The sequence below is a fragment of the Streptomyces viridochromogenes DSM 40736 genome (assembly GCF_000158955.1).
Taxonomy (GTDB): Bacteria; Actinomycetota; Actinomycetes; order Streptomycetales; family Streptomycetaceae; genus Streptomyces; species Streptomyces venetus.
Map to the genome: position 1 here is coordinate 437,164 of NZ_GG657757.1, position 18,528 is coordinate 455,691.

The 18,528-nt window shown below is 72.6% G+C and carries 15 protein-coding genes and 2 pseudogenes; 11 read left to right on the forward strand and 6 right to left on the reverse strand.

Annotated elements, in window-relative coordinates; translation table 11 throughout:
- On the reverse strand, positions 1 to 923 hold a 923-nt coding region (locus tag SSQG_RS02040), incomplete at its 3' end, for a serine/threonine-protein kinase (RefSeq protein WP_158680983.1).
- A gap of 66 nt (positions 924 to 989) precedes the next feature.
- Positions 990 to 1,838 (reverse strand): oxygenase MpaB family protein, encoded by an 849-nt coding sequence (locus SSQG_RS02045; protein ID WP_039931781.1) that lies wholly within the window; start codon positions 1,836 to 1,838, stop codon positions 990 to 992.
- Positions 1,839 to 2,274: 436 nt separating this feature from the next.
- Between SSQG_RS02045 and SSQG_RS02050 the strand changes: the two genes are divergently transcribed.
- Positions 2,275 to 3,162: a universal stress protein gene (locus tag SSQG_RS02050; protein WP_039931783.1), complete on the forward strand. Its 888-nt coding sequence runs from the start codon at positions 2,275 to 2,277 to the stop codon at positions 3,160 to 3,162.
- A gap of 4 nt (positions 3,163 to 3,166) precedes the next feature.
- Here SSQG_RS02050 and SSQG_RS02055 read toward each other — a convergent pair whose 3' ends face one another.
- Complete coding sequence (locus SSQG_RS02055; protein WP_003988014.1) at positions 3,167 to 4,192, reverse strand: 6-phosphofructokinase; 1,026 nt, start codon at positions 4,190 to 4,192, stop codon at positions 3,167 to 3,169.
- A gap of 196 nt (positions 4,193 to 4,388) precedes the next feature.
- Between SSQG_RS02055 and SSQG_RS02060 the strand changes: the two genes are divergently transcribed.
- Positions 4,389 to 4,892 (forward strand): flavodoxin domain-containing protein, encoded by a 504-nt coding sequence (locus tag SSQG_RS02060; protein ID WP_039931785.1) that lies wholly within the window; start codon positions 4,389 to 4,391, stop codon positions 4,890 to 4,892.
- Between the two features lie 90 nt (positions 4,893 to 4,982).
- A complete protein-coding gene (gene ppk2 / locus SSQG_RS02065) occupies positions 4,983 to 5,786 on the forward strand; it encodes a polyphosphate kinase 2 (protein ID WP_003988015.1) in 804 nt (267 codons plus the stop codon).
- 25 nt (positions 5,787 to 5,811) lie between these two features.
- Here ppk2 and SSQG_RS02070 read toward each other — a convergent pair whose 3' ends face one another.
- Complete coding sequence (locus SSQG_RS02070; protein ID WP_003988016.1) at positions 5,812 to 6,735, reverse strand: universal stress protein; 924 nt, start codon at positions 6,733 to 6,735, stop codon at positions 5,812 to 5,814.
- Positions 6,736 to 7,426: 691 nt separating this feature from the next.
- On the opposite strand from SSQG_RS02070, the pseudogene SSQG_RS42385 reads away from it, so the two are divergent.
- Both SSQG_RS42385 and SSQG_RS02075 read left to right on the forward strand, forming a co-directional pair.
- A pseudogene (locus tag SSQG_RS42385) lies at positions 7,427 to 7,649 on the forward strand (acetate--CoA ligase family protein); the annotation flags it as partial.
- 38 nt (positions 7,650 to 7,687) lie between these two features.
- Positions 7,688 to 8,419 (forward strand): CBS domain-containing protein, encoded by a 732-nt coding sequence (locus tag SSQG_RS02075; RefSeq protein WP_039931787.1) that lies wholly within the window; start codon positions 7,688 to 7,690, stop codon positions 8,417 to 8,419.
- Between the two features lie 104 nt (positions 8,420 to 8,523).
- Here the strand turns inward: SSQG_RS02075 and SSQG_RS02080 are convergent, their stop codons facing one another.
- Entirely contained in the window at positions 8,524 to 9,429 is a 906-nt protein-coding gene (locus SSQG_RS02080; protein ID WP_003988020.1) for a universal stress protein, read from the reverse strand.
- A gap of 290 nt (positions 9,430 to 9,719) precedes the next feature.
- Between SSQG_RS02080 and SSQG_RS02085 the strand changes: the two genes are divergently transcribed.
- Positions 9,720 to 12,050, forward strand: a complete 2,331-nt coding sequence (locus SSQG_RS02085; RefSeq protein WP_003988021.1) for a heavy metal translocating P-type ATPase — start codon at positions 9,720 to 9,722, stop codon at positions 12,048 to 12,050.
- A 121-nt stretch (positions 12,051 to 12,171) separates the two neighbouring features.
- On the opposite strand, the pseudogene SSQG_RS02090 reads toward SSQG_RS02085, so the two are convergent.
- Positions 12,172 to 13,050: pseudogene (locus tag SSQG_RS02090) on the reverse strand (universal stress protein).
- A 312-nt stretch (positions 13,051 to 13,362) separates the two neighbouring features.
- Here SSQG_RS02090 and SSQG_RS02095 point away from each other — a divergent pair.
- The 5 genes from SSQG_RS02095 to SSQG_RS02115 all read left to right on the forward strand — a co-directional run bounded on the left by SSQG_RS02095 (position 13,363) and on the right by SSQG_RS02115 (position 18,399).
- Complete coding sequence (locus SSQG_RS02095; RefSeq protein ID WP_003988023.1) at positions 13,363 to 14,106, forward strand: response regulator transcription factor; 744 nt, start codon at positions 13,363 to 13,365, stop codon at positions 14,104 to 14,106.
- A 2-nt stretch (positions 14,107 to 14,108) separates the two neighbouring features.
- Positions 14,109 to 15,602, forward strand: coding sequence for a sensor histidine kinase (locus tag SSQG_RS02100; protein WP_003988024.1), 1,494 nt, complete (start codon positions 14,109 to 14,111; stop codon positions 15,600 to 15,602).
- A 99-nt stretch (positions 15,603 to 15,701) separates the two neighbouring features.
- The gene (locus SSQG_RS02105) at positions 15,702 to 17,069 is read left to right on the forward strand and encodes a ferredoxin reductase family protein (protein ID WP_003988025.1); all 1,368 of its coding nucleotides are present in this window, start codon (positions 15,702 to 15,704) and stop codon (positions 17,067 to 17,069) included.
- A 30-nt stretch (positions 17,070 to 17,099) separates the two neighbouring features.
- Positions 17,100 to 17,564, forward strand: coding sequence for an FMN-binding protein (locus SSQG_RS02110; RefSeq protein ID WP_003988026.1), 465 nt, complete (start codon positions 17,100 to 17,102; stop codon positions 17,562 to 17,564).
- Positions 17,565 to 17,643: 79 nt separating this feature from the next.
- Positions 17,644 to 18,399: an FAD:protein FMN transferase gene (locus SSQG_RS02115; RefSeq protein WP_003988027.1), complete on the forward strand. Its 756-nt coding sequence runs from the start codon at positions 17,644 to 17,646 to the stop codon at positions 18,397 to 18,399.
- The last annotated feature ends 129 nt before the right edge of the window (positions 18,400 to 18,528 follow it).

The window sequence follows — 18,528 nt, forward strand, 5'->3', positions numbered from 1 at the left end:
GGCAGCCGTCCCGCGTGCGCCAACGCGTCCGGGGCGTGCCGGGCCGCCGGGACGGCCGGTACGTACCCGGGCGCGCCACGGTGCGCGCTGATGCGGCGGGCCAGCTCGCGGGCGTCGCCGGGGCGCTGTCCGGGCTCCTTGGCGAGCAGGTCCAGGACGACCCGCTCGAGGAACCCGGGCAGTTCGGGCCGGTGTTCGCGCGGCGGGCGGGGCGGGGTGTCGCGGTGGCCCACGAGGATCGCCCAGGCGTCGCCGAGGTCGAACGGCGGTACCCCGGTGGCGATCTCGTACAGCACGCAGCCGAACGAGTAGAGGTCGCTGCGCTGGTCGACCTCGGCGCCGCTGATCTGCTCCGGGGACATGTAGTGCGGGGTGCCCATGGCGATGCCGGTGCCGGTCAGCCGGGAGGTGAAGCCGATGTCGTGGCCGAGGCGGGCGATACCGAAGTCGCAGATCTTCACCGTGCCGTCGCCGATCCGCACGATGTTGGCCGGCTTCAGGTCGCGGTGGACGATGCCCTGTTCGTGGCAGTAGGCCAGGGCGGCGGCGACCTGCTCGGCGATCTCGACGACGTCCGCGACCGGCAGCGGGTGCTGCTTGTTGTCCTCCAGGAGCTGGCTGAGGTTGCGCCCGTCCAGCAGCTCCATGACGAGGTAGAGGACGCCGTCGGACTCGCCGAAGTCGTGCACGACGGTGATGCCCCGGTGCTGGAGGGCGGCGGCCACCCGGGCCTCACGGCGGAACCGCTCCCGCAGTACGCGGGTGAAGGCGTGGTCGTGCTGGGGGCCCGGCGGTTTGAGGCACTTGACGGCGACGTGCCGGCCCAGGGACTCGTCCCGTGCCCGGAACACCTCGCCCATGCCGCCGCGCCCGATCAGGTCGAGCAGCCGGTACCGGCCGTGGATGAGTCTGCTGTCCCCCATGTCGCGCGACGCTCCCCCCGGTAGCTGTTCGCCCGCCCCTCCCCATGGCCCACCCAGTATGGCTGCCTATCGTCCGAGTTTGTACGGTGCCGGGCGCGCGTCGGGGCCGAGCCTCGCCATGGCGCGCAGGATGTGTTTCGGCGGGAGTTGCCACCGCAGACGTGCGGGAACGCGGCGCAACAGGAGACCGGTGAGGCGAAGTTGCCGGGTGACGGTGGCGGGTGCGGGGGCCGGTCTGCCGTACAGCTCGTGGGCGTACGGCGGCAGAGAGGCGTACGCCAGGTGTGCCACGCGCCGCCACAGCACCTCGCGCGCCGGTACGAGAAGGGGGTGCGTCGGCGGGCGGAGCAGGAAGTCGTCCACTGCGCGTGCCTCGGGTCCGGCGGCCAGATCGGGGCGCACCTTCTCGAAGTACGTGGCGAGCTCGGCCCGGTCGGCGGGTACGACGGCCGGATCGAGGCCCACCAGGCGTGCGCTCTGCCGGTGTTCGCCGACGTAGCGGTCGGCCTCGGCGTCGGTGAGGCGGAACCCCGATCTGCGCAGGACGTCCAGGTAGGAGTCGATCTCGGCGCAGTGCACCCACAGCAGCAGGCCGGGTTCGTCGACGCCGTAGAGCTCCCCGGTGCCGGGGTCGGTCGCCGTCAGCATGCTGTGGATCTTCCGGACCCGGGCGCCGGCCCGTTCCGCGGCCTCGGTGGTGCCGTACGTCGTCGTGCCGACGAAGTTCGCGGTGCGCATCAGACGGCCCCAGGCGTCCCGCCGGAAGTCGGAGTTCTGCATGACGCCGCGTACCGCGCGTGGGTGCAGGGCCTGGAGGTAGAGCGCCCGGACGCCGGCGATCCACATCATGGGGTCTCCGTGCGCCTGCCAGGTCACCGAGCCGGGGCCGAACAGCCCGGGGTCCGCGCCGGTCATGCGACTCACCTCCGCCCGGCGCCCACGATGGCACATGTCGAACAGCCGGTCGATACCCCCGGGTTCGGCACCGCGCGGGCAACCGTCCAGTCGTTGAGTTTTCATCCACCCAGTAAAGGTTTGGTAAGACTCCCCCTTATATGCCGATGTCGCCGATCAAGCCCCGTCCTGATAGCCGGCGCCGGCAACCACAAGATGGCCTGCCTCGCCGTCCTCACCACCCCGACGGGCGGCATCGGCCGCCGAAGCCAAGGCGCATCGGCTCGACGGGACGGCACCCCCGCACCGGACCGGGCGCGCAGGGCCGAGCGCTGACCGGCTGAGCGCGTGCTGGGTCTCCTGGGCGCCGGAGTGGACCGCCCGTGGAACAGTGGAGGAGAGAAGCCACAGGCCTGCGGGCGCCCGCCACGGTGCGGGCCGGACGAAGGAGGCCAGGATGCGTCTCCCTGTACTGGCAGGCGTCGACGGGTCCGAGTACGCCGCGGCGGCGGTCGACTGGGCCGCGCGGGAGGCCCTGCTGCGTGGCGTTCCGCTGCTGCTGCTCCACGCGTCCCCGCCGCTTCCCGGAGCCGCCGTTCCGGGCGCGGCCCTGGACCGGTTGCATCACGTGGGCGCCTGGCTGCTCCGGCGGACGGTCGCCGACCTCACCCGCCGCCACCCGGACCTCCAGGTGGAATGCGCGCAGGCCGACGACGCCCCGGCCGGGGCTCTCCTCACCGCGGCACGTGATGCCGGGCTCCTCGTCGTGGGCACCCGCGGGACGGGCGGTTTCGCTGGGCTGGCGGTCGGCTCGGTGGCCCTGCGGACGGCGGCGGCAGCCCCTTGTCCCGCCGTGTTCGTCCCTCCCCGCCCCGGTGTCTTCGCGGACGGGGCGCCCCCGGTACGCGGCGCCGGTCAGGTCGTGCTGGGGTTCGACGCGCACCGGCCGGCCGGCGAGGTGGCCGACTTCGCCTTCTCGGCCGCCGAGGCACGGGCGTCCCGTCTGCGCGTGGTGCAGGCGTGGGCCTTTCCCGCCGAGTCCGTCTCGTCCCGGACCCTCGTGGTGACCGAGGAGGACCGCGCGATCTGGGAGGACCAGGAGGTTCTGCGGCTCTCCGACGCCCTGCGTCCGTGGCAGGAGAAGTACCCGCGGGTGACGGCCGACGCCGACGTCATGCTGCTCCACCCCGCGGAAGCCCTCCTCAACGCCTCCCGGAGCGCGGGCCTCCTCGTCGTGGGGCGCCGCACCGAGCCCCGGGCGGCCGAGGGCCGACTCGGTCCGGTCACACACGCCGTACTGCACCACGCCCGCTGCCCGCTGGTGCTCGTGCCGCACGCCATGTGACGGCTCAGCCGTAGAACGCGCCGAACTCGTCGTACAGCGACGGGTCGACGACCTTGTTCTCCCCCGTGGCGTCGGCTAGGGGGAGGCGGACGATCCGCGTGCCCCGCAGGGCGACCATGCGGCCGAAGTCCCCCTCCTTGACCGCGTCGATGGCGTGCAGTCCGAAGCGGGTGGCCAGCCACCGGTCGAAGGCGCTCGGGGTGCCGCCGCGCTGGATGTGACCCAGGACCGTGGTGCGGGCGTCCTTCTCGGTGCGCGCGGAGATCTCCTGGGCCAGCCATTCACCGATGCCGGACAGCCGCACATGGCCGTACTCGTCCAGCGACTGGTCCTTGAGGATCATCTGCCCCTCCTTGGGGACGGCCCCTTCGGCCACGACGACGATCGGCGCGTAGTTGATCTCGAACCGGCGCTTCACCTGCTCACAGACCTGGTCGATGTCGAACGGCCGCTCCGGGATGAGGATCACGTTGGCGCCGCCTGCGATGCCCGCGTGCAGGGCGATCCATCCGGAATGCCGCCCCATCACCTCGACCACCAGGGCGCGCATGTGTGACTCCGCGGTGGTGTGCAGGCGGTCGATGGCTTCCGTCACGATGCCGACGGCGGTGTCGAAGCCGAAGGTGTAGTCGGTGCCCGAGACGTCGTTGTCGATGGTCTTCGGCACACCGACCAGGTCGATCCCCTGCCGGCTGAGCTCCGTGGCCGCCCCCAGCGTGTCCTCTCCGCCGATCACGACGAGCGCGTCCACCTCGTGCGCGGCGAGGGTGTCCCGCACCCGCCGCAGCCCGTCCTCGTGCTTGAACGGGTTCGTACGGGAAGACCCGAGGATGGTCCCGCCCCGCGGGAGGATCCCCCGCACGCTGGAGATGTCCAGGGGAACGACGTCGTTCTTGAGCAGACCGAGCCAGCCGTCCCGTACGCCGACGAAGTCGAACGAGTATTCCTGGACGCCCTTGCGGACGACGCTGCGGATCACGGCGTTCAGGCCCGGGCAGTCACCGCCGCCGGTCAGTACTCCGACCTTCATGGGTCTCTCCCGTCCGCCGCGCACACCTGGATCGCCGCCTGCCTCCAGCCTCCCTCGGTTCCGTCCACGCCGGCCACTCGACGGGTGTCAGGGCGCCGGACCGGGACCGTCGGCCCCCTTCGTGCCCGTCCGGCCCATCGGCTCGCGGCCTTCGGGGACCGAGGCTGGAAGTGCGGCCGTGAGGAGGGCAGCGATCATGAACGGGACAGTGCTGGTGGCCTACGGCTCCACCAACGGCTCGACGGCCGAGATCGCCGAGCACATCGGTGAGGTCCTGGCCAAGGAGGGACTGGACGTGGACGTACGGCCCGCCTCGGACGTGGCCGACCTCGTGCCGTACGGCGCGGTCGTCCTCGGTGGCGGGCTCTACGGGGGCCGCTGGCAGCGGGACGCACGCCGCTTCGCGCGGCGGCACCGCAAAGCCCTGGCCGAGCGGCCGGTGTGGCTGTTCAGCAGCGGCCCCCTCGACCCCTCGGCGTCCGAGCGGAACATCCCTCCGGCACCCGGGGTACGACGGGTGATGTACCACGTCGATCCGCGTGGGCACGCGACCTTCGGAGGACGCCTGGAGGGCGACGTCAAGGGGCGCATCGCCCGGATGATCGTCAAATCCGGAAGGGGCGGCGACTTCCGCGACTTCGAGCGGATCGGCACCTGGGCGGCCATGGTGGCCCGGGACCTGCAGGCCCCCGAAGGCTGACCCACTCACCTCGCGTGCCGTGCGGGACCCCCGGCCGGGCAGTACGGTGCCGGAACGGTGTCCCGAGGACCCGGCGGAACGGGAGGCGGCATGTCGGACCACGAGGCGGTGAGGGTTCGGCGCAAGGTGTACGAAAAGGAACTACTGCGCCTGCAGACGGAGTTGGTGAAGCTCCAGGAGTGGGTGCGTGCCGAGGGCACCCGGCTGGTCGTCGTCTTCGAGGGGCGGGACGCGGCCGGCAAGGGCGGCACCATCAAACGGGTCACCGAGCACCTCAACCCGCGGGTCGCACGGATCGCCGCGCTGCCGAAACCGACCGAGCGGGAGCGCACCCAGTGGTACTTCCAGCGATACGTCGAGCACCTGCCGGCCGCCGGGGAGATCGTGTTGTTCGATCGCTCCTGGTACAACCGGGCCGGCGTCGAGCACGTGATGGGTTTCTGTACACCGGAGGAGCACCAGCTCTTCCTGCGGCAGTGCCCGATCTTCGAGCGGATGCTCGTCGAGGACGGCCTGCTGCTGCGCAAGTACTGGTTCTCGGTGAGCGACACCGAGCAGCAGGAGCGCTTCCGGAAGCGCTTGGAGGACCCGCTGCGCCGCTGGAAGCTGTCACCGATGGACCTGGACTCGATCAGCCGCTGGGAGGCCTACTCGCGGGCCAAGGACGAGATGATGGTGCACACCGACATCATCGAGGCACCGTGGTACGTCGTCGAGAGCGACGACAAACGCCGCGCCCGGCTCAACATGATCGCCCATCTGCTGCACTCGGTGCCGTACCACGAGGCGCCTCCTCCGGTGCTGGAGCTACCGGACCGGCCGCCCTCGACCGGTTACGAGCGCCCGCCGCGCGACCTGCGCACCTACGTCCCCGACCACGCGGCAGGCCTGTGAGGGGCCGAGAGCCGACGCGGTGCCGTCACCTCATGCTCGGCCGTCCCTTGGAGTCGTGCGGCACCAGCGCGACCGGACAGTGCACGTGGTGGATCAGGGCGTGTACGACCGGACCGGTGTGGGGGCCGAACGCCGTACGGCGTCCGCGGCTGCCCGCGACGACCAGGCCCGCGCCGGACGCGGCCCGGACGAGGACGTGTGCCGGCCACCCCTCGTGAAGCTCCTCGACGACGGCGGTGGGGTACTTCTCGCGCCACGGTGCGAGCAGCGCGGCCAGCTCGCGTTCTGCCACCCCTCTGATTCGGGCACGTGCCTCGGCGTCCGGAAGACCGTGAGAGACGGGTACGCGCCAGGCGTGCACGGCGCGCAGCGGTGCCCGGCGCAGGTCGGCGGCGTGGAAGGCGAAGTCCAGGACGTCGTGGGACGGTTCGTCGAGGCCGACGGCGACCGCCACGTCGCGGCAGGGCATGCGGATCGAGGGCTTCCCGTCGACTCCCGGCAGATGCTCCGCCTCGGCCGTCTCACCCTCCCGTACCAGGACGACAGCGTGCTGCAGCCGGGCCACGGTGGCCATGGCGACCGACCCCGACATGAATCCGCCCAGGCCGCTGGGGCCTTGACTGCCGATGACGAGAAGATCGGCGTTCTCCGACTCGGCGAGCAGAGTGGAGACGGGCGGCCTGCACACCTCTTCCGCGGAGACGGACAGCTGCGGATAACGCTCGACCAACTGGTCGAGGACGCTGCGCAGCACGCGCATGGCGCGATACTGAGGCGCCCTCAGCTCCGGAAGCACCGCGTCCGGGGCGATGTCCGCCGGCAGGCCCCCCTCCCAGGCATGGACGAGCCGGAGCGGCAGTCCTCGGCGGAGCGCCTCCCTGGCCGCCCAGTCGGCCGCGGCGAGACCCTCGGGTGAACCGTCCACACCGGCGACGACCGTCCTCGTCATGGCCGGCACCTCCTGACGTCTCATCCGTGAACCCGAAGGCGTCTCATCCGTGAACCCGAACAGGAATTCGAACCTGCCGGACGGACGTCTCAGCAGGTCCGGCCTCGCCTGCAGTGGTGCTTGCGGGGCCGGGGGCGGACCCGATGCACACGGTGGGCTTCGCGTGCCCATGAGCCGGCCTCCGGCAGATCGCCGACGGGTTCTCCACCTGGTCCCACCATCGAACGGCAGCGGTCCCGGGCACAGGGCCGAAGGTCCCGGCATGCCCGGACTTCCGTCCCCGCACAGGCCCCGGCACGATCCGCGTCGGCCGGCGTGCGCTGTGGTGGGGCTCGGGGTGTTCCCCGAAGGAGAGGGCGCACGCCTGGCCGATGCTGGCGCCGGAGCCTGCCCGCCTCCCTGCGGAAGTCGACCAGAACCGTGCCAGGGGCGGGCCCGGGGACGACGTGCTGCTGTACTCCTTCGCCCGGAGCGCAGGCCCGCCGCTCACCGTCGGCTCGTCCTCACGCACACGACGTTCTGGGCGGAGATGTCGGGCGCCGCCGCTGCGCGAAGACGAGCCGGACGGTCTCCCGTTCGGGGCCGCCCGGCCCTATGGCCCACCGGCGAACGGAGGTGTGATGTAAGTGAGCCGAGGGCCACAGGATGGGTACGGCGAAGCGCCGGACTGCACGGCGACACCGGCACTGCCCGGTGCCCGCTCCTCTTCGGACGTGACGGCACCCGCCCGGTCGATCTCCCGGCTGGAGCAGTTCTTGCCACGGTTGTCCCGGATGGCGGGCGACCTGCCGCAACTGGCGGAGGCGGACTTCAATCCGGTCCTCGCCCGGCCTGAAAACATCACCGCTCTGGACGCGCGGATCCGGTTGCTGAAACGACGCGCCCACGAACCCTATCTGCGGCGGCTCCGCTGACCTGTGGGTCCGTGCACCGATGAAGGAGGCGGAACACGATGAGGCACAACAAGGTCGGCGCGCTCATGGCAGCCGACGTCGTGCGCGCCGGGTACGGCACGCCGTTCAAAGAGGTGGCCCGGCTGCTCGCCGAGCACCGGATCAGCGGCCTGCCGGTGGTGGACGACGACGAGAAGGTCCTCGGGGTGATCTCCGAGACGGATCTGATGGCCAGGCAGGCGGAGGCCCCCGGCCCGTCCGGGCCGCGACGGCTGTTCCGCCGGCCGCGCTGGACGCCGGGATCGCGCGCCCGCCAGGCCAGGGCCCACGCCCGGACAGCCGGTCAGCTCATGTCCCGCCCGGCCATCACGGTCCACGGCGACGCGTCCGCCGTCGAGGCGGCGCGCGTCATGGCACACCACCGAGTGGAACGACTGCCGGTCGTCGACGACGAGGAGCGGCTCGTCGGTATCGTCACCCGCCGCGATCTGCTCCAGGTCTTCCTGCGCCCGGACGCCGAGATCCGACAGGCGATCAGGGACGACGTGCTGGGGCGGGCGTTGGGGCTGCCGCCCGATGCTGTCGACGTGGACGTCCACGAGGGTGTGGTCATCCTCACCGGACAGCTGGAACGGCGTGTCGACGCGTCGACGGCGGTGGAGATGTGCCGTCAGACGGACGGCGTGGTCGCCGTCGTCGACCACCTCACCTACCGCTTCGACGACCCACGGCTGTCGCCCGAGGAGCCGGCCCTGCACGGACTCCCCTACTACTGGCAGCGCGGGCCATGAGGGCGCTCGGCAACCACCACCCGCCGCCCGACCTGCGGACCTGTGTCCCCGCCGACCACGCGGCAGGCCTGTGAGCGTCCCGGACGGACGACGGGTGCCGCTCTTCACGCATGTGCCACCACGGCAACCGGGGCGACGGCGTGGTGCAGCACGGCATGCGCGACAGGACCGATGTGCGCGCCGAAGCGGCTGCGCCGGATCCGTCGGCCCACGACAACGAGGGAGGCATTGCGAGAGGAGTTGGCGATCTGGTCCGCGGCGCTGCCTGCCCGGGAGGCCTCGATCACCTCGACGGCCGGGTGCTTCTGCCGCCAGGGGCGCAGCGCGTCGGTGAGCTCGGCCGCCTTCTCCCGGGCGAGCTCGTCATACACGCTCACATGGTCGGACAGGCCGTAGATGTTGTACGGCGGAGGGCTCCAGGCGTGCAGGACGCGCAGGGCCGTTCGGCGACGGGCCGCCTCCTCGAAGGCGAAGGCGATGACCGTGTCGTCCGGGCTTCGGATGTCGAGTCCGAGCAGCACCGGACGGAACGATGTCGCCGCGGACGGTATGCCGGCCGGATCCATGGTGTGCTCGTCCGCCGCCTGTTCCCCGGAGCGCACCAGCACCACCGGCGCCTCGGTGCGCGCAATGACGGCCTGGCCCACGGAACCGACCATGAACCCTCCGACCCCGCTCAGCCCGCGGGAGCCCAGAACCAGCAGTTCGGCGTCCCTCGCCACGTCCACCAGGACATCGCCGGGCCGGCCGTTCAGGTGGACCGCGGTCACGTCCACTCCCGGGTGACGCGACTGGAGCCCTTCGGCGGTTTCGCGCGGGATCCGCTCGCTCCAGTGCTGCTGGGTCTCCGCGCCAAGGAGCGGTGCCTGTGCCATCGGTTCCGGTACGGGCTCCCAGACGTGCACCAGCCGCAGGGGCAGTCCACGCAGCTTCGCCTCACGGGCCGCCCATTCCGCTGCGGCCCGGCTCTCGGACGAGCCGTCCAAGCCCACCAGGACGGAACGGAACATGCTGTCCACCTCCTGAATCGGTATCCGCCCTCAGGTTCGCGCCGCGCAGTGGTCACGGAGCAGGGGGCACAGGTCCCCCGACCCGGCCGTTCGGCCCCATCGCCGAAGGGCCGGTCGCCGGGCACACCGCCCACCGGCCCGGGCTGAGCGAAGTGGATCAGTGCCCCTCGCTCGGGGCCGAGCGGCCCCGAGCGAGGGCTGTGTGCCCCCTGCCGCCGACATGGTCCGCCGCGATGTGATGGTCGGGACCGACACGGCAAGGACACGCCGGACCCACCCGAGGTCAGCCCATGGACATCTCCCTCTTCACGAACCGGCTGCGCCGCCTCGCCCCCGCGGGCTCGGCACCGCGGGTGGAACCTGTCCTGCTGCTGGTCACGGCGGCTGCCCTGGCAGCCGGCGGGGTCGCCTGGCTCTCCGGCGCCGAAGGCCTCGCCGATTTCTTCTGGGGGCTGGGCACGGTGGCCGCGGTCGTACCCGCCGTGTGGTGGGTGCTGGCGGCGCTGCGACACGGGCACGCGGGCGTGGACCTGATCGCCGTCCTGGCTCTGGGCGGCACCCTGGCCGTGGGCGAGTACCTGGCCGGTGCTCTGATCGCGCTGATGCTCGCCTCAGGGCGCATGCTGGAAGCCACCGCCCGGCGACGGGCCACCCGCGACCTGCGCGCCCTGCTGGAACACGCACCGAGTTCGGCACGCCTTCGCACGGGCAGGGGAGTGCGCACCGTGCCACTGGACGAGGTCGCCGCCGGCGACCTGCTCGTGGTGGGCCCGGGCGAGGTGGTTCCGGTCGACGGCACCGTCGGGAGTGCCGCCGCCGTACTCGACGAGTCCGTGCTCACCGGCGAGCCCGTCCAAGTCGAACGGGCCTGCGGTGAAGCACTCCGCAGCGGCGTGGTGAACGCCGGCGGCGCCTTCGACCTGCGCGCCTCCGCGACCGCGCGGGACAGCACCTACGCCGGGATCGTGCGGCTGGCCCAGCGGGCCGGTGCGGAGTCCGCGCCCGTTGTACGGCTGGCCGACCGCTACGCGGCATGGTTCCTGCCACTGTCGCTCCTCGTGGCCGGACTGGCATGGCTGGCCAGCGGCTCCGCTGTGCGGGCGGTCGCGGTCCTGGTCGTCGCCACTCCGTGCCCCCTGTTGCTCGCCGCACCGGTCGCGATCGTCTCCGGCCTCTCCCGCGCCTCCCGCCTCGGCGTGGTCGTGCGCGACGGAGGCGCGCTGGAGAACCTGGGTCGAGCCCGCACCCTGCTGCTGGACAAAACCGGCACCCTCACCCGCGGCCGTCCCCGCGTCCTCGACGTGACCGCCGCACCCGGCCGGACCACGGCGGAGGTGCTCCGGCTCGCAGCCTCGGTCGACCAGTATTCGCCCCACGTGCTCGCCCGGGCCATCGTCGAGGCGGCCCGGGAACGGGGGCTGGAGCTGCCGGCTCCCGCCGACGTCACAGAGGAACCCGGCCGAGGAGCCACCGGCACGGTGGAAGGGCACCGGGTCTCCATCGGTCGCGCCGGTTCGGCGGACACCCGGCAGCCCTGGGAAGGAGCGGTGGACAACCGTGCCCTCCTCGAGGGCGCGGCCGTCGCCTGGCTCACCGTCGACGGAGAGCCGGGCGGCGCGGTCCTCCTGCGCGATCCCCTGCGCCAGGACGCCCCGCGCACCCTCCGCTACCTGCGTACGGCGGGCATCGAGCGGCTGGTGATGCTCACCGGTGACGGGAGCGCGCCCGCCCGCGAGGTCGGGGCCCTCCTCGGTCTGAACGAGGTGCGCGCCGGGCTCGGCCCGGCGGAGAAGGTCGCCGCCGTACGCGCGGAGCGGGACCACGCGGTCACCGTGATGGTCGGTGACGGCGTCAACGACGCCCCCGCCCTGGCCGCCGCCGACGTGGGCGTCGCGATGGGCGCCCACGGTTCCACCGCCTCCTCCGAGGCTGCCGACATCGTGCTGACGACCGATCGCGTGGACCGTCTGGCCGACGCCGTCTTCATCGCCGTCCGTGCCCGGCGCATCGCGGTGCAGAGCGCCCTCGGCGGGATGCTGCTGTCCCTGGCGGCGATGGCCGCGGCGGCCGCCGGACTGCTGCCGCCGGCCGTGGGGGCGTTGCTCCAGGAGGGCATCGACGTCGCCGTCATCCTCAACGCGTTGCGGGCCCTGCGCACCGACCGGACCGGACGCCCGACGCTGCCGCCCGATGCCGAGGCGCTGATCCACCGCTTCGCCGCCGAGCACGACGACCTCCAGGACGTCCTCACGGCCGTGCGCGACGCTGCCGACCGCCTCTCGGACAGTCCCGGCCCCCGGGCACTCGCGGCGGTCGAGGAAGCGCACCGGCTGCTCACGGAGCGGTTGCTGCCGCACGAGTACGCCGAGGAGCACCGGCTCTACCCCGCACTGGCCCCCGCCCTCGGCGGCCCCGAGGCGACCGCCACCATGAGCCGTGCCCATGCGGAGATCGAGCGTCTCTCCCGGCGTATCGCCACGCATCTGCGCCTCGCCCACGCGGCCCGTGGGCTGGCCCCCGAGCAGCTCGACGACCTGCGGGCGTGCCTCTACGGCCTGAACACCGTGCTGCGCCTGCATTTCGCCCAGGAAGAGGAGAGTTACTTCTCCCTCGCCCCGTGAGTTGCGATGACCGGGCGCTCGGGCAATGACCGGGCACTCGGGCAGCCCCCACGCGTGGCTACCCCCACGCGTGGCGAAGCGGCCGTTGTCCGCGCGTCTCGGGTCCCGGGCGCCCGGTGCCTCAGACGCGCTGCGGGACGACGGCCACGGGGCAGGCGGCGTGGTGCAGCAGGGTGTGGCTCACCCGGCCGAGCTGGAGGCCGAAGTGGCCGGACCGGCGCCGTGCGCCGACGACCACGAGGTCCGCGGCGGCCGAGCGGTGCACGAGGGACCCTTGCGGGCCGGCCCTTCGACCGTCACCCGGTTCACGCGCACGGCCGGATGATCGGCAGCTGCCTCGGCGACCAGCCTGTCGATCAGTTCGGAGGCCTGGGCCTCGTGCTCCCCGGGCTCTTCCACCGGAGCCGGATGCCCGGCCTGCTCGCGCTCCGGGAAGCGCCAGGCGCGGACGATGTCGAGCACGCATCCACGCGCCTCGGCCTCCCGGAACGCGAACCGCACGGCCTCACCGCTCGTGTCGGGTTCTCCGGCTCCGAGCAGGATCCGCCGGTGGGTCCCGGCCAGAGCGGCCTTGTCGCCACGGACCACGATGACCGGGCAGTGGGCACGTGCCGCGACGGCGAGACCCACCGAGCCCAGCAGGGCTCCCTGCAGCTCTCCGCGCCCGCGCGAGCCGGTCACCAGGGCGGCTGCGCTGTCGCCCTCACCGAGCAGGGCGGACACCGCTTCCGCGGGCACCGTCTCGACCGACACCTTGACATCAGGATTGAGCCTCCGGACGCGTTCCTCGGCGGAAGCGACGATGTGCTGCGCCATCACCTCCTCCGACGGTCGCTGCCGGGTCAGCGACGGCACCGCACCCTCGTACCGCTCCCACTGGGAGCCGTAGACCAGACGCAACGGCAGGCAGGCCGTGGCGTACGGCCTCCTCCACCGCCCAGTCGACGGCCAGGATGCTGCCGTCCGACCCGTCGACGCCCACGACCAAGGGCAGTTCCATGATCCCCACCGCCAATCTTCCGGGCTGCCACGTCGTGCAGCAGGGGGCTATCACTGTCACGGTCGCACCCCCGCGCCGCGGTCGGCAGGGGCGGTCGGGCCACAACCGAGGACGTTCGGCCCACCCGGGCAGGGGATGTGTCGCGGCCCGTGAACCGGTGCGGTCGTCCCTTGCCGAACCGCCGGTGAAGAGCATTCGGGAGACGAAGCACCCCCGGCCGCCACGGGCCGGCGTTCCCTCGCGGAGTTCAGAGGAAACTCAGAAGCTTCCGCCCGTTCGGAACCGCTCAGGAGGCGCGATGCTTGAAGCAAGATGAGCACCACGCCGAACCACACCACTCCCCCTCCGCTGCGCAGGCTCGACGGCGGCGCCGTCCGCGTCCTGGTGGTGGACGACGAACCCGACCTGACGGACGTCCTGGGCGCCGCGCTGCGCTCCGAGGGCTGGGAAGTCCGCATCGCCTGCGACGGCGCGGGCGCGCTGGAGGCGGCCGACGGTTTCCACCCCGACGCCGTCGTCCTGGACTGGATGCTGCCCGACACCGACGGACTGGGGGTGCTGCACGCCCTGCGTCGCAGGATCCCGCAGGTCTGCGTGCTCTTCCTGACCGCGCGGGACGCCGTCGAGGACCGGATCGCGGGCATCACCGCCGGGGGAGACGACTACGTCACCAAGCCTTTCGCCCTGGAGGAGGTGCTGGCGCGACTGCGCGGTCTCGTGCGCCGGGCGGGCATGTCGCGCGAGGCCGACGCTCCGCGGCTCGTCGTTGCGGACCTGGTGATGGACGAGGAGGCCCGGGAGGTCACCCGGTCCGGCCGGATCGTCGAGCTGTCCCGCACCGAGTTCGAACTGCTGCGGTTCCTGATGCGCAACCCGCGCCGCGTGCTGTCCAAGGAGCAGATCCTCGATCGCGTGTGGTCCTACGACTTCGGGGGGCGCGCCCACGTGGTCGAGCTGTACATCAGCTACCTGCGCAAGAAGATCGACGCCGGGCAGGCCCCGCTGATCCACACGGTGCGCGGAGTGGGATACGTCCTCAAACAGGACCGGTCGTGACGATGTCCGGGCCACGCCCACGCGCCGCGCTGCGCCGAGCGCTCGCCGCCCGGCGGGCCAGGCCGGCCTCCCTGCGTCTGCGGCTCACCACCGGTCTCGTGGTGTTGCTGGCGGTGGCGTGCGCGGTGATCGGTGTCGCGACCGTCGTCGCCCTGGAGAGTTTCCTCATCGGCCGGATCGACCAGCAGCTCGCCATGACGGGCGGCCGCTTCGCGGCCAGCCTGGAGCACGAGAACCGTCCCGACGCCGACAACGCGCCCGACACCCGCGGCCAGGCCGACGGCACCTTCGGCGCCCGGCTGGTGGCCGCCCACCCGACCCATGCCGCCGTGGTCGACGACGACACCGACGCCGCGGTCCACCTGACGTCGGCCGACAGCCGGGTCCTGGCGTCGCTGCCGACGGACGGCAAAGGGCACAGCGCCCATCTGTCCGCGTTGCCCGGCCGCTACCGCCTGGCGACCGTCCGGGGCGACGACGGCGACGTCCTGGTCACGGGGCTGCCGCTGCGTCCCGTCGAGGAGACGGTGCACCGGCTGGTGGCGGTGGAGGCCGTCGTCTTCAGCGCCGCTCTCGCGGCGACCGCCGCCGCGGGCGCGGCCTGGGTCCGGCTGTCCCTGCGACCTCTGGAACGGGTGGCCACCACGGCGACCGAGGTCACGCGTCTGCCGCTGACCACCGGAGAGGTCGCCATGCCGGCCCCGGTCCCCCACAGCGACACGCACACGGAGGTCGGCCGGGTCGCCACCGCCCTCAACCGCATGCTCGGCCACGTCGGTGACGCCCTCGCCCGGCGCCACGCCAGCGAGGAACGCCTGCGCCACTTCGCCGCCGACGCCAGCCACGAACTCCGCACCCCGATCGCCGCGGTCCGCGCGCACACCGACCTGGCCCTGCGCCACCCCGGCCCCTTGCCGCACGAGGTACGGCACTCGCTGGAACGCATCGAGGCGACATCGCGGCGCATGAGCGGCCTGGTCGACGACCTGCTCCTCCTCGCGCGCCTGGACGCGGGCCGCCCCCTGGCACGCGAACCCGTGGACCTGACACGCCTGGCCCTCGACGCCGTGGACGACGCCCGTGCCCTGTCGGCGGACCACCACTGGCAGCTGGAGCTGCCCGAGGAACCCGTCGTGGTCGAGGGCGACGAGCACCGGCTGCACCAGGTGCTGGCCAACCTGCTCTCCAACGCCCGCATCCACACCCCGCCCGGTACAAGGGTGACCCTGTCGCTCGCCCCCGGCTCGCACCACGCCGAGATCACCGTCGCCGACGACGGGCCGGGCATTCCCGAGGCCCTCCAGGCAGAGATCTTCCACCGCTTCACCCGGGCCGACCCCGGCCGCTCGCGCCGGACGGGCGGCACTGGCCTGGGGCTGGCGATCGTGGACGCCGTCATCACCGCCCACCACGGCACGATCAGTGTCACCAGCGGCCCCGGCAGCACCTCATTCCGTCTGCGGCTGCCGCTCGCGGCCGGCGAGGACCAGCTCTGAGTTCCCTCTGAGTACGGGTGTGAGGGGGCGTTCTCAGAGAGTTTGGAGAAGTTGTCCCGGCAGGGTGGCCGACACACAGCCGGCACACCTAGGAGTCCCGTGGCCACCACGTCCGCGTACAACCGCCATGCCAGGCCGCGTCCCCCTCGGCCCGGCCTGACGGCCCCCCGCGTCGTGGGGGCCGTGGCCCAGCTGCTGGTCGGTGCCGGAGCCCTGGCCGTCATCGGCCTCTGGTGGGCCGACACCACCTCCGTGGTCGGTCTTTCCGGGTGGCTGACCAACGCCGGCCGAGTCACCGGCCTGCTGGCGGGTTACGCGTGCGCGGTGCTGCTCGCGTCGATGTCCCGTCTTCCCGTCCTGGAGCGGGCCGTCGGCTCGGACCGCCTGGCCCGCTGGCACGCGCTGGGCGGCCGGTACACCATCTCGCTGACGCTCGCCCATGTCCTGCTGATCACTCTCGGTTACGCGGCCGGCGACCACGCAGGCGTCGTGGATCAGGCCGCCACGTTCATCCGCACCTATCCGGACATGCTCGCGGCCACGGCCGGATTCGTGCTCCTGGTAGCCACCGGCGTCCTCTCGGCCCGCGCCGTGCGCCGCCGACTGAGCTACGAGACGTGGCACTACCTTCACTTCGCCACGTATCTGGCCGTCTTTCTGGCCTTCTTCCACCAGCTCTCCAACGGAGCCGACTTCGTGACGCACCGCCCCGCGCAGGCCGCCTGGTACGCGCTCTACACCGGCGTGGCCGCGTTGCTGGTGTGGTATCGCTTCCTCACCCCGGTGCGGCGGGGGCTGCGGCACCGGCTGGTCGTGACCGAGGTGCGGCCCGAGGCGCCCGGCGTGGTGTCCGTCTTCATGACGGGGCGGCATCTGGAGGGACTGGGCGCGGAGCCCGGTCAGTTCTTCCGCTGGCGTTTCCTCACCCGGGGGATGTGGTGGACTGCGAACCCCTATTCGCTTTCCGCGCCGCCCGGCCCGGGGCGCCTGCGGATCACCGTGAAGGCCGTCGGCCGCCACAGCGAGGCCCTGGCCCGGCTGCGGCCGGGGACGCGGGTGTGGGCGGAGGGGCCGTACGGTGCCTTCACCGCGGCACGGCGTACGTCGCCCAAGGTGCTGCTGCTGGGCGGTGGCGTGGGGATCACCCCGTTGCGTGCCCTGTTCGAGACACTGCCCGGCGAGGTCACCCTGGTGTACCGGGCGCGCCGCCCTGAGGACGTGGCGCTGTGGCGGGAGCTCGACGCCATCGCCGCCCGGCGGGGCGCCACCGTGCACTACGTGGTCGACGAACCGGCCGAGCACTCCTCGCCCCTCACCGCCGGTGGACTCGCCGTCCTCGTGCCGGACATCGCCGAGCGCGACGTCTATCTGTGCGGACCACCCGGAATGACGTCCGCGGCCATACCCGCCCTGCGCCGGGCCGGAGTGCCGCGCCGCCGCATCCACCACGAGTCCTTCGCGTTCTGAGACCGCCCGCGAGCTGAAAGGAACGGCCTCATGGCCATGCGCCGCGCCGCCCTCCTGGCCACCTCCTCCGTCACGGGACTGGTCCTGCTGCTGTCCCTCAAACCGCACCACACCACGCCGTCCGCACCGGCCGGCACCGGCTCGGGTGCCGCGACGTCCTCGCCGACACCGGGCTCGGGCACCGGCCACTCCAGCGGGGCGAGCGGCGGCGCGGGGGCCACCGGCACCTTCACCGGCGCCGTCGAGCAGACCCCCTACGGCCCGGTGCAGATCGCCGTCACTCTCTCCCACGGCGAATTGACCAAGGTCCGGGCGCTGCAGACCCCGAGCGGGGCGTCGCGCAGCCGGGCGATCTCCGGTTACGCCGTGCCCACCCTGACCAGGGAGGCGCTGGGCGCGCAGAGTGCGCACATTCAGGCCGTCTCCGGCGCCTCCTACACCAGCGAGGGCTACACGCAGTCCCTCCAGAGCGCCCTGGACAAGGCCGGTGCCTGACACACCCGAGGGGTACGACGTGCCCGAGACCGCCACGAGCGCCGAAGGACTCCGTGGGTTGCGCCACGTCGAGCACGCCATGGGCACGGTCTTCTCCTTCGACATCCGCGACGCCCCCACACGCGCCGTACGGCACGCCCTCGACAGGGCCGTGGCATGGCTGCACCAGGTGGACGAGGTCTTCTCCACCTACCGTCCCGGCAGCCAGATCAGCCGCCTCTCACGCGGCGAGATCACTCTCGCCGACTGCGACCGGGACGTCGCCGAAGTGCTGTGGCTCTGTGAGAACGCCGAGCGCCTCACCGACGGCTGGTTCAGCCGCGCCCCCGGCGGCCGCCTCGACCCCACCGGCCTGGTCAAAGGCTGGGCCATAGAGAGGGCCTCGGTGATTCTGGAGCGGGCCGGGGCGCGCAACACCTGTGTCAACGGCGGCGGCGACGTCCAGCTGCGCGGCGAGTGCGCCCCCGGCGTGCCCTGGCGCGTCGGCATCGCCTGTCCGGCCCGGCCCGGTCAGCTCTGCGCCCTCGTGACCGGCCGGGACCTTGCCGTGGCGACCTCCGGCACGGCCGAACGCGGCGCTCACATCCTCGACCCGCACACCGGCCGTCCGGCAGACTCGGGGCTGCTCTCGATCACCCTGGTGGGCCGCCACCTCACCGACATCGACGTCTGCGCGACAGCCGCCTTCGCCATGGGTCCGCGCGCCCGCGCATGGGTCGAGTCCCTCCCCGGTGTCGAGGCCTTCGCAGTCACCTCCGACTCCCACACCTGGTGGACCCGGGGGTTCCCGGGCGTCGCAGGGTCCTCCTCCTCGTCCGTGACCTGGCCGGTCTGATCGAGGCCGAAGGTCCCCGTGGCGGTGCCCGCCCGGCGAGTGATGGAGATGCCGTTGGGCGAGCAACTGCCGTGTATTTGCTGAGAGTTCACGGCAGGCGCACGGCACTGCGCACGCAGTCGTGTGCAC

Bases quoted from the DNA above. Each gene is read 5' to 3' on its own strand.
- SSQG_RS02045 (WP_039931781.1), bottom strand. From the start codon at position 1,838: ATGACCGGCGCGGACCCCGGGCTGTTCGGCCCCGGCTCGGTGACCTGG.
- SSQG_RS02050 (WP_039931783.1), top strand. From the start codon at position 2,275: ATGCGTCTCCCTGTACTGGCAGGCGTCGACGGGTCCGAGTACGCCGCG.
- SSQG_RS02055 (WP_003988014.1), bottom strand. From the start codon at position 4,192: ATGAAGGTCGGAGTACTGACCGGCGGCGGTGACTGCCCGGGCCTGAAC.
- SSQG_RS02060 (WP_039931785.1), top strand. From the start codon at position 4,389: ATGAACGGGACAGTGCTGGTGGCCTACGGCTCCACCAACGGCTCGACG.
- ppk2 (WP_003988015.1), top strand. From the start codon at position 4,983: ATGTCGGACCACGAGGCGGTGAGGGTTCGGCGCAAGGTGTACGAAAAG.
- SSQG_RS02070 (WP_003988016.1), bottom strand. From the start codon at position 6,735: ATGACGAGGACGGTCGTCGCCGGTGTGGACGGTTCACCCGAGGGTCTC.
- SSQG_RS02075 (WP_039931787.1), top strand. From the start codon at position 7,688: ATGAGGCACAACAAGGTCGGCGCGCTCATGGCAGCCGACGTCGTGCGC.
- SSQG_RS02080 (WP_003988020.1), bottom strand. From the start codon at position 9,429: ATGTTCCGTTCCGTCCTGGTGGGCTTGGACGGCTCGTCCGAGAGCCGG.
- SSQG_RS02085 (WP_003988021.1), top strand. From the start codon at position 9,720: ATGGACATCTCCCTCTTCACGAACCGGCTGCGCCGCCTCGCCCCCGCG.
- SSQG_RS02095 (WP_003988023.1), top strand. From the start codon at position 13,363: ATGAGCACCACGCCGAACCACACCACTCCCCCTCCGCTGCGCAGGCTC.
- SSQG_RS02100 (WP_003988024.1), top strand. From the start codon at position 14,109: ATGTCCGGGCCACGCCCACGCGCCGCGCTGCGCCGAGCGCTCGCCGCC.
- SSQG_RS02110 (WP_003988026.1), top strand. From the start codon at position 17,100: ATGGCCATGCGCCGCGCCGCCCTCCTGGCCACCTCCTCCGTCACGGGA.
- SSQG_RS02115 (WP_003988027.1), top strand. From the start codon at position 17,644: ATGGGCACGGTCTTCTCCTTCGACATCCGCGACGCCCCCACACGCGCC.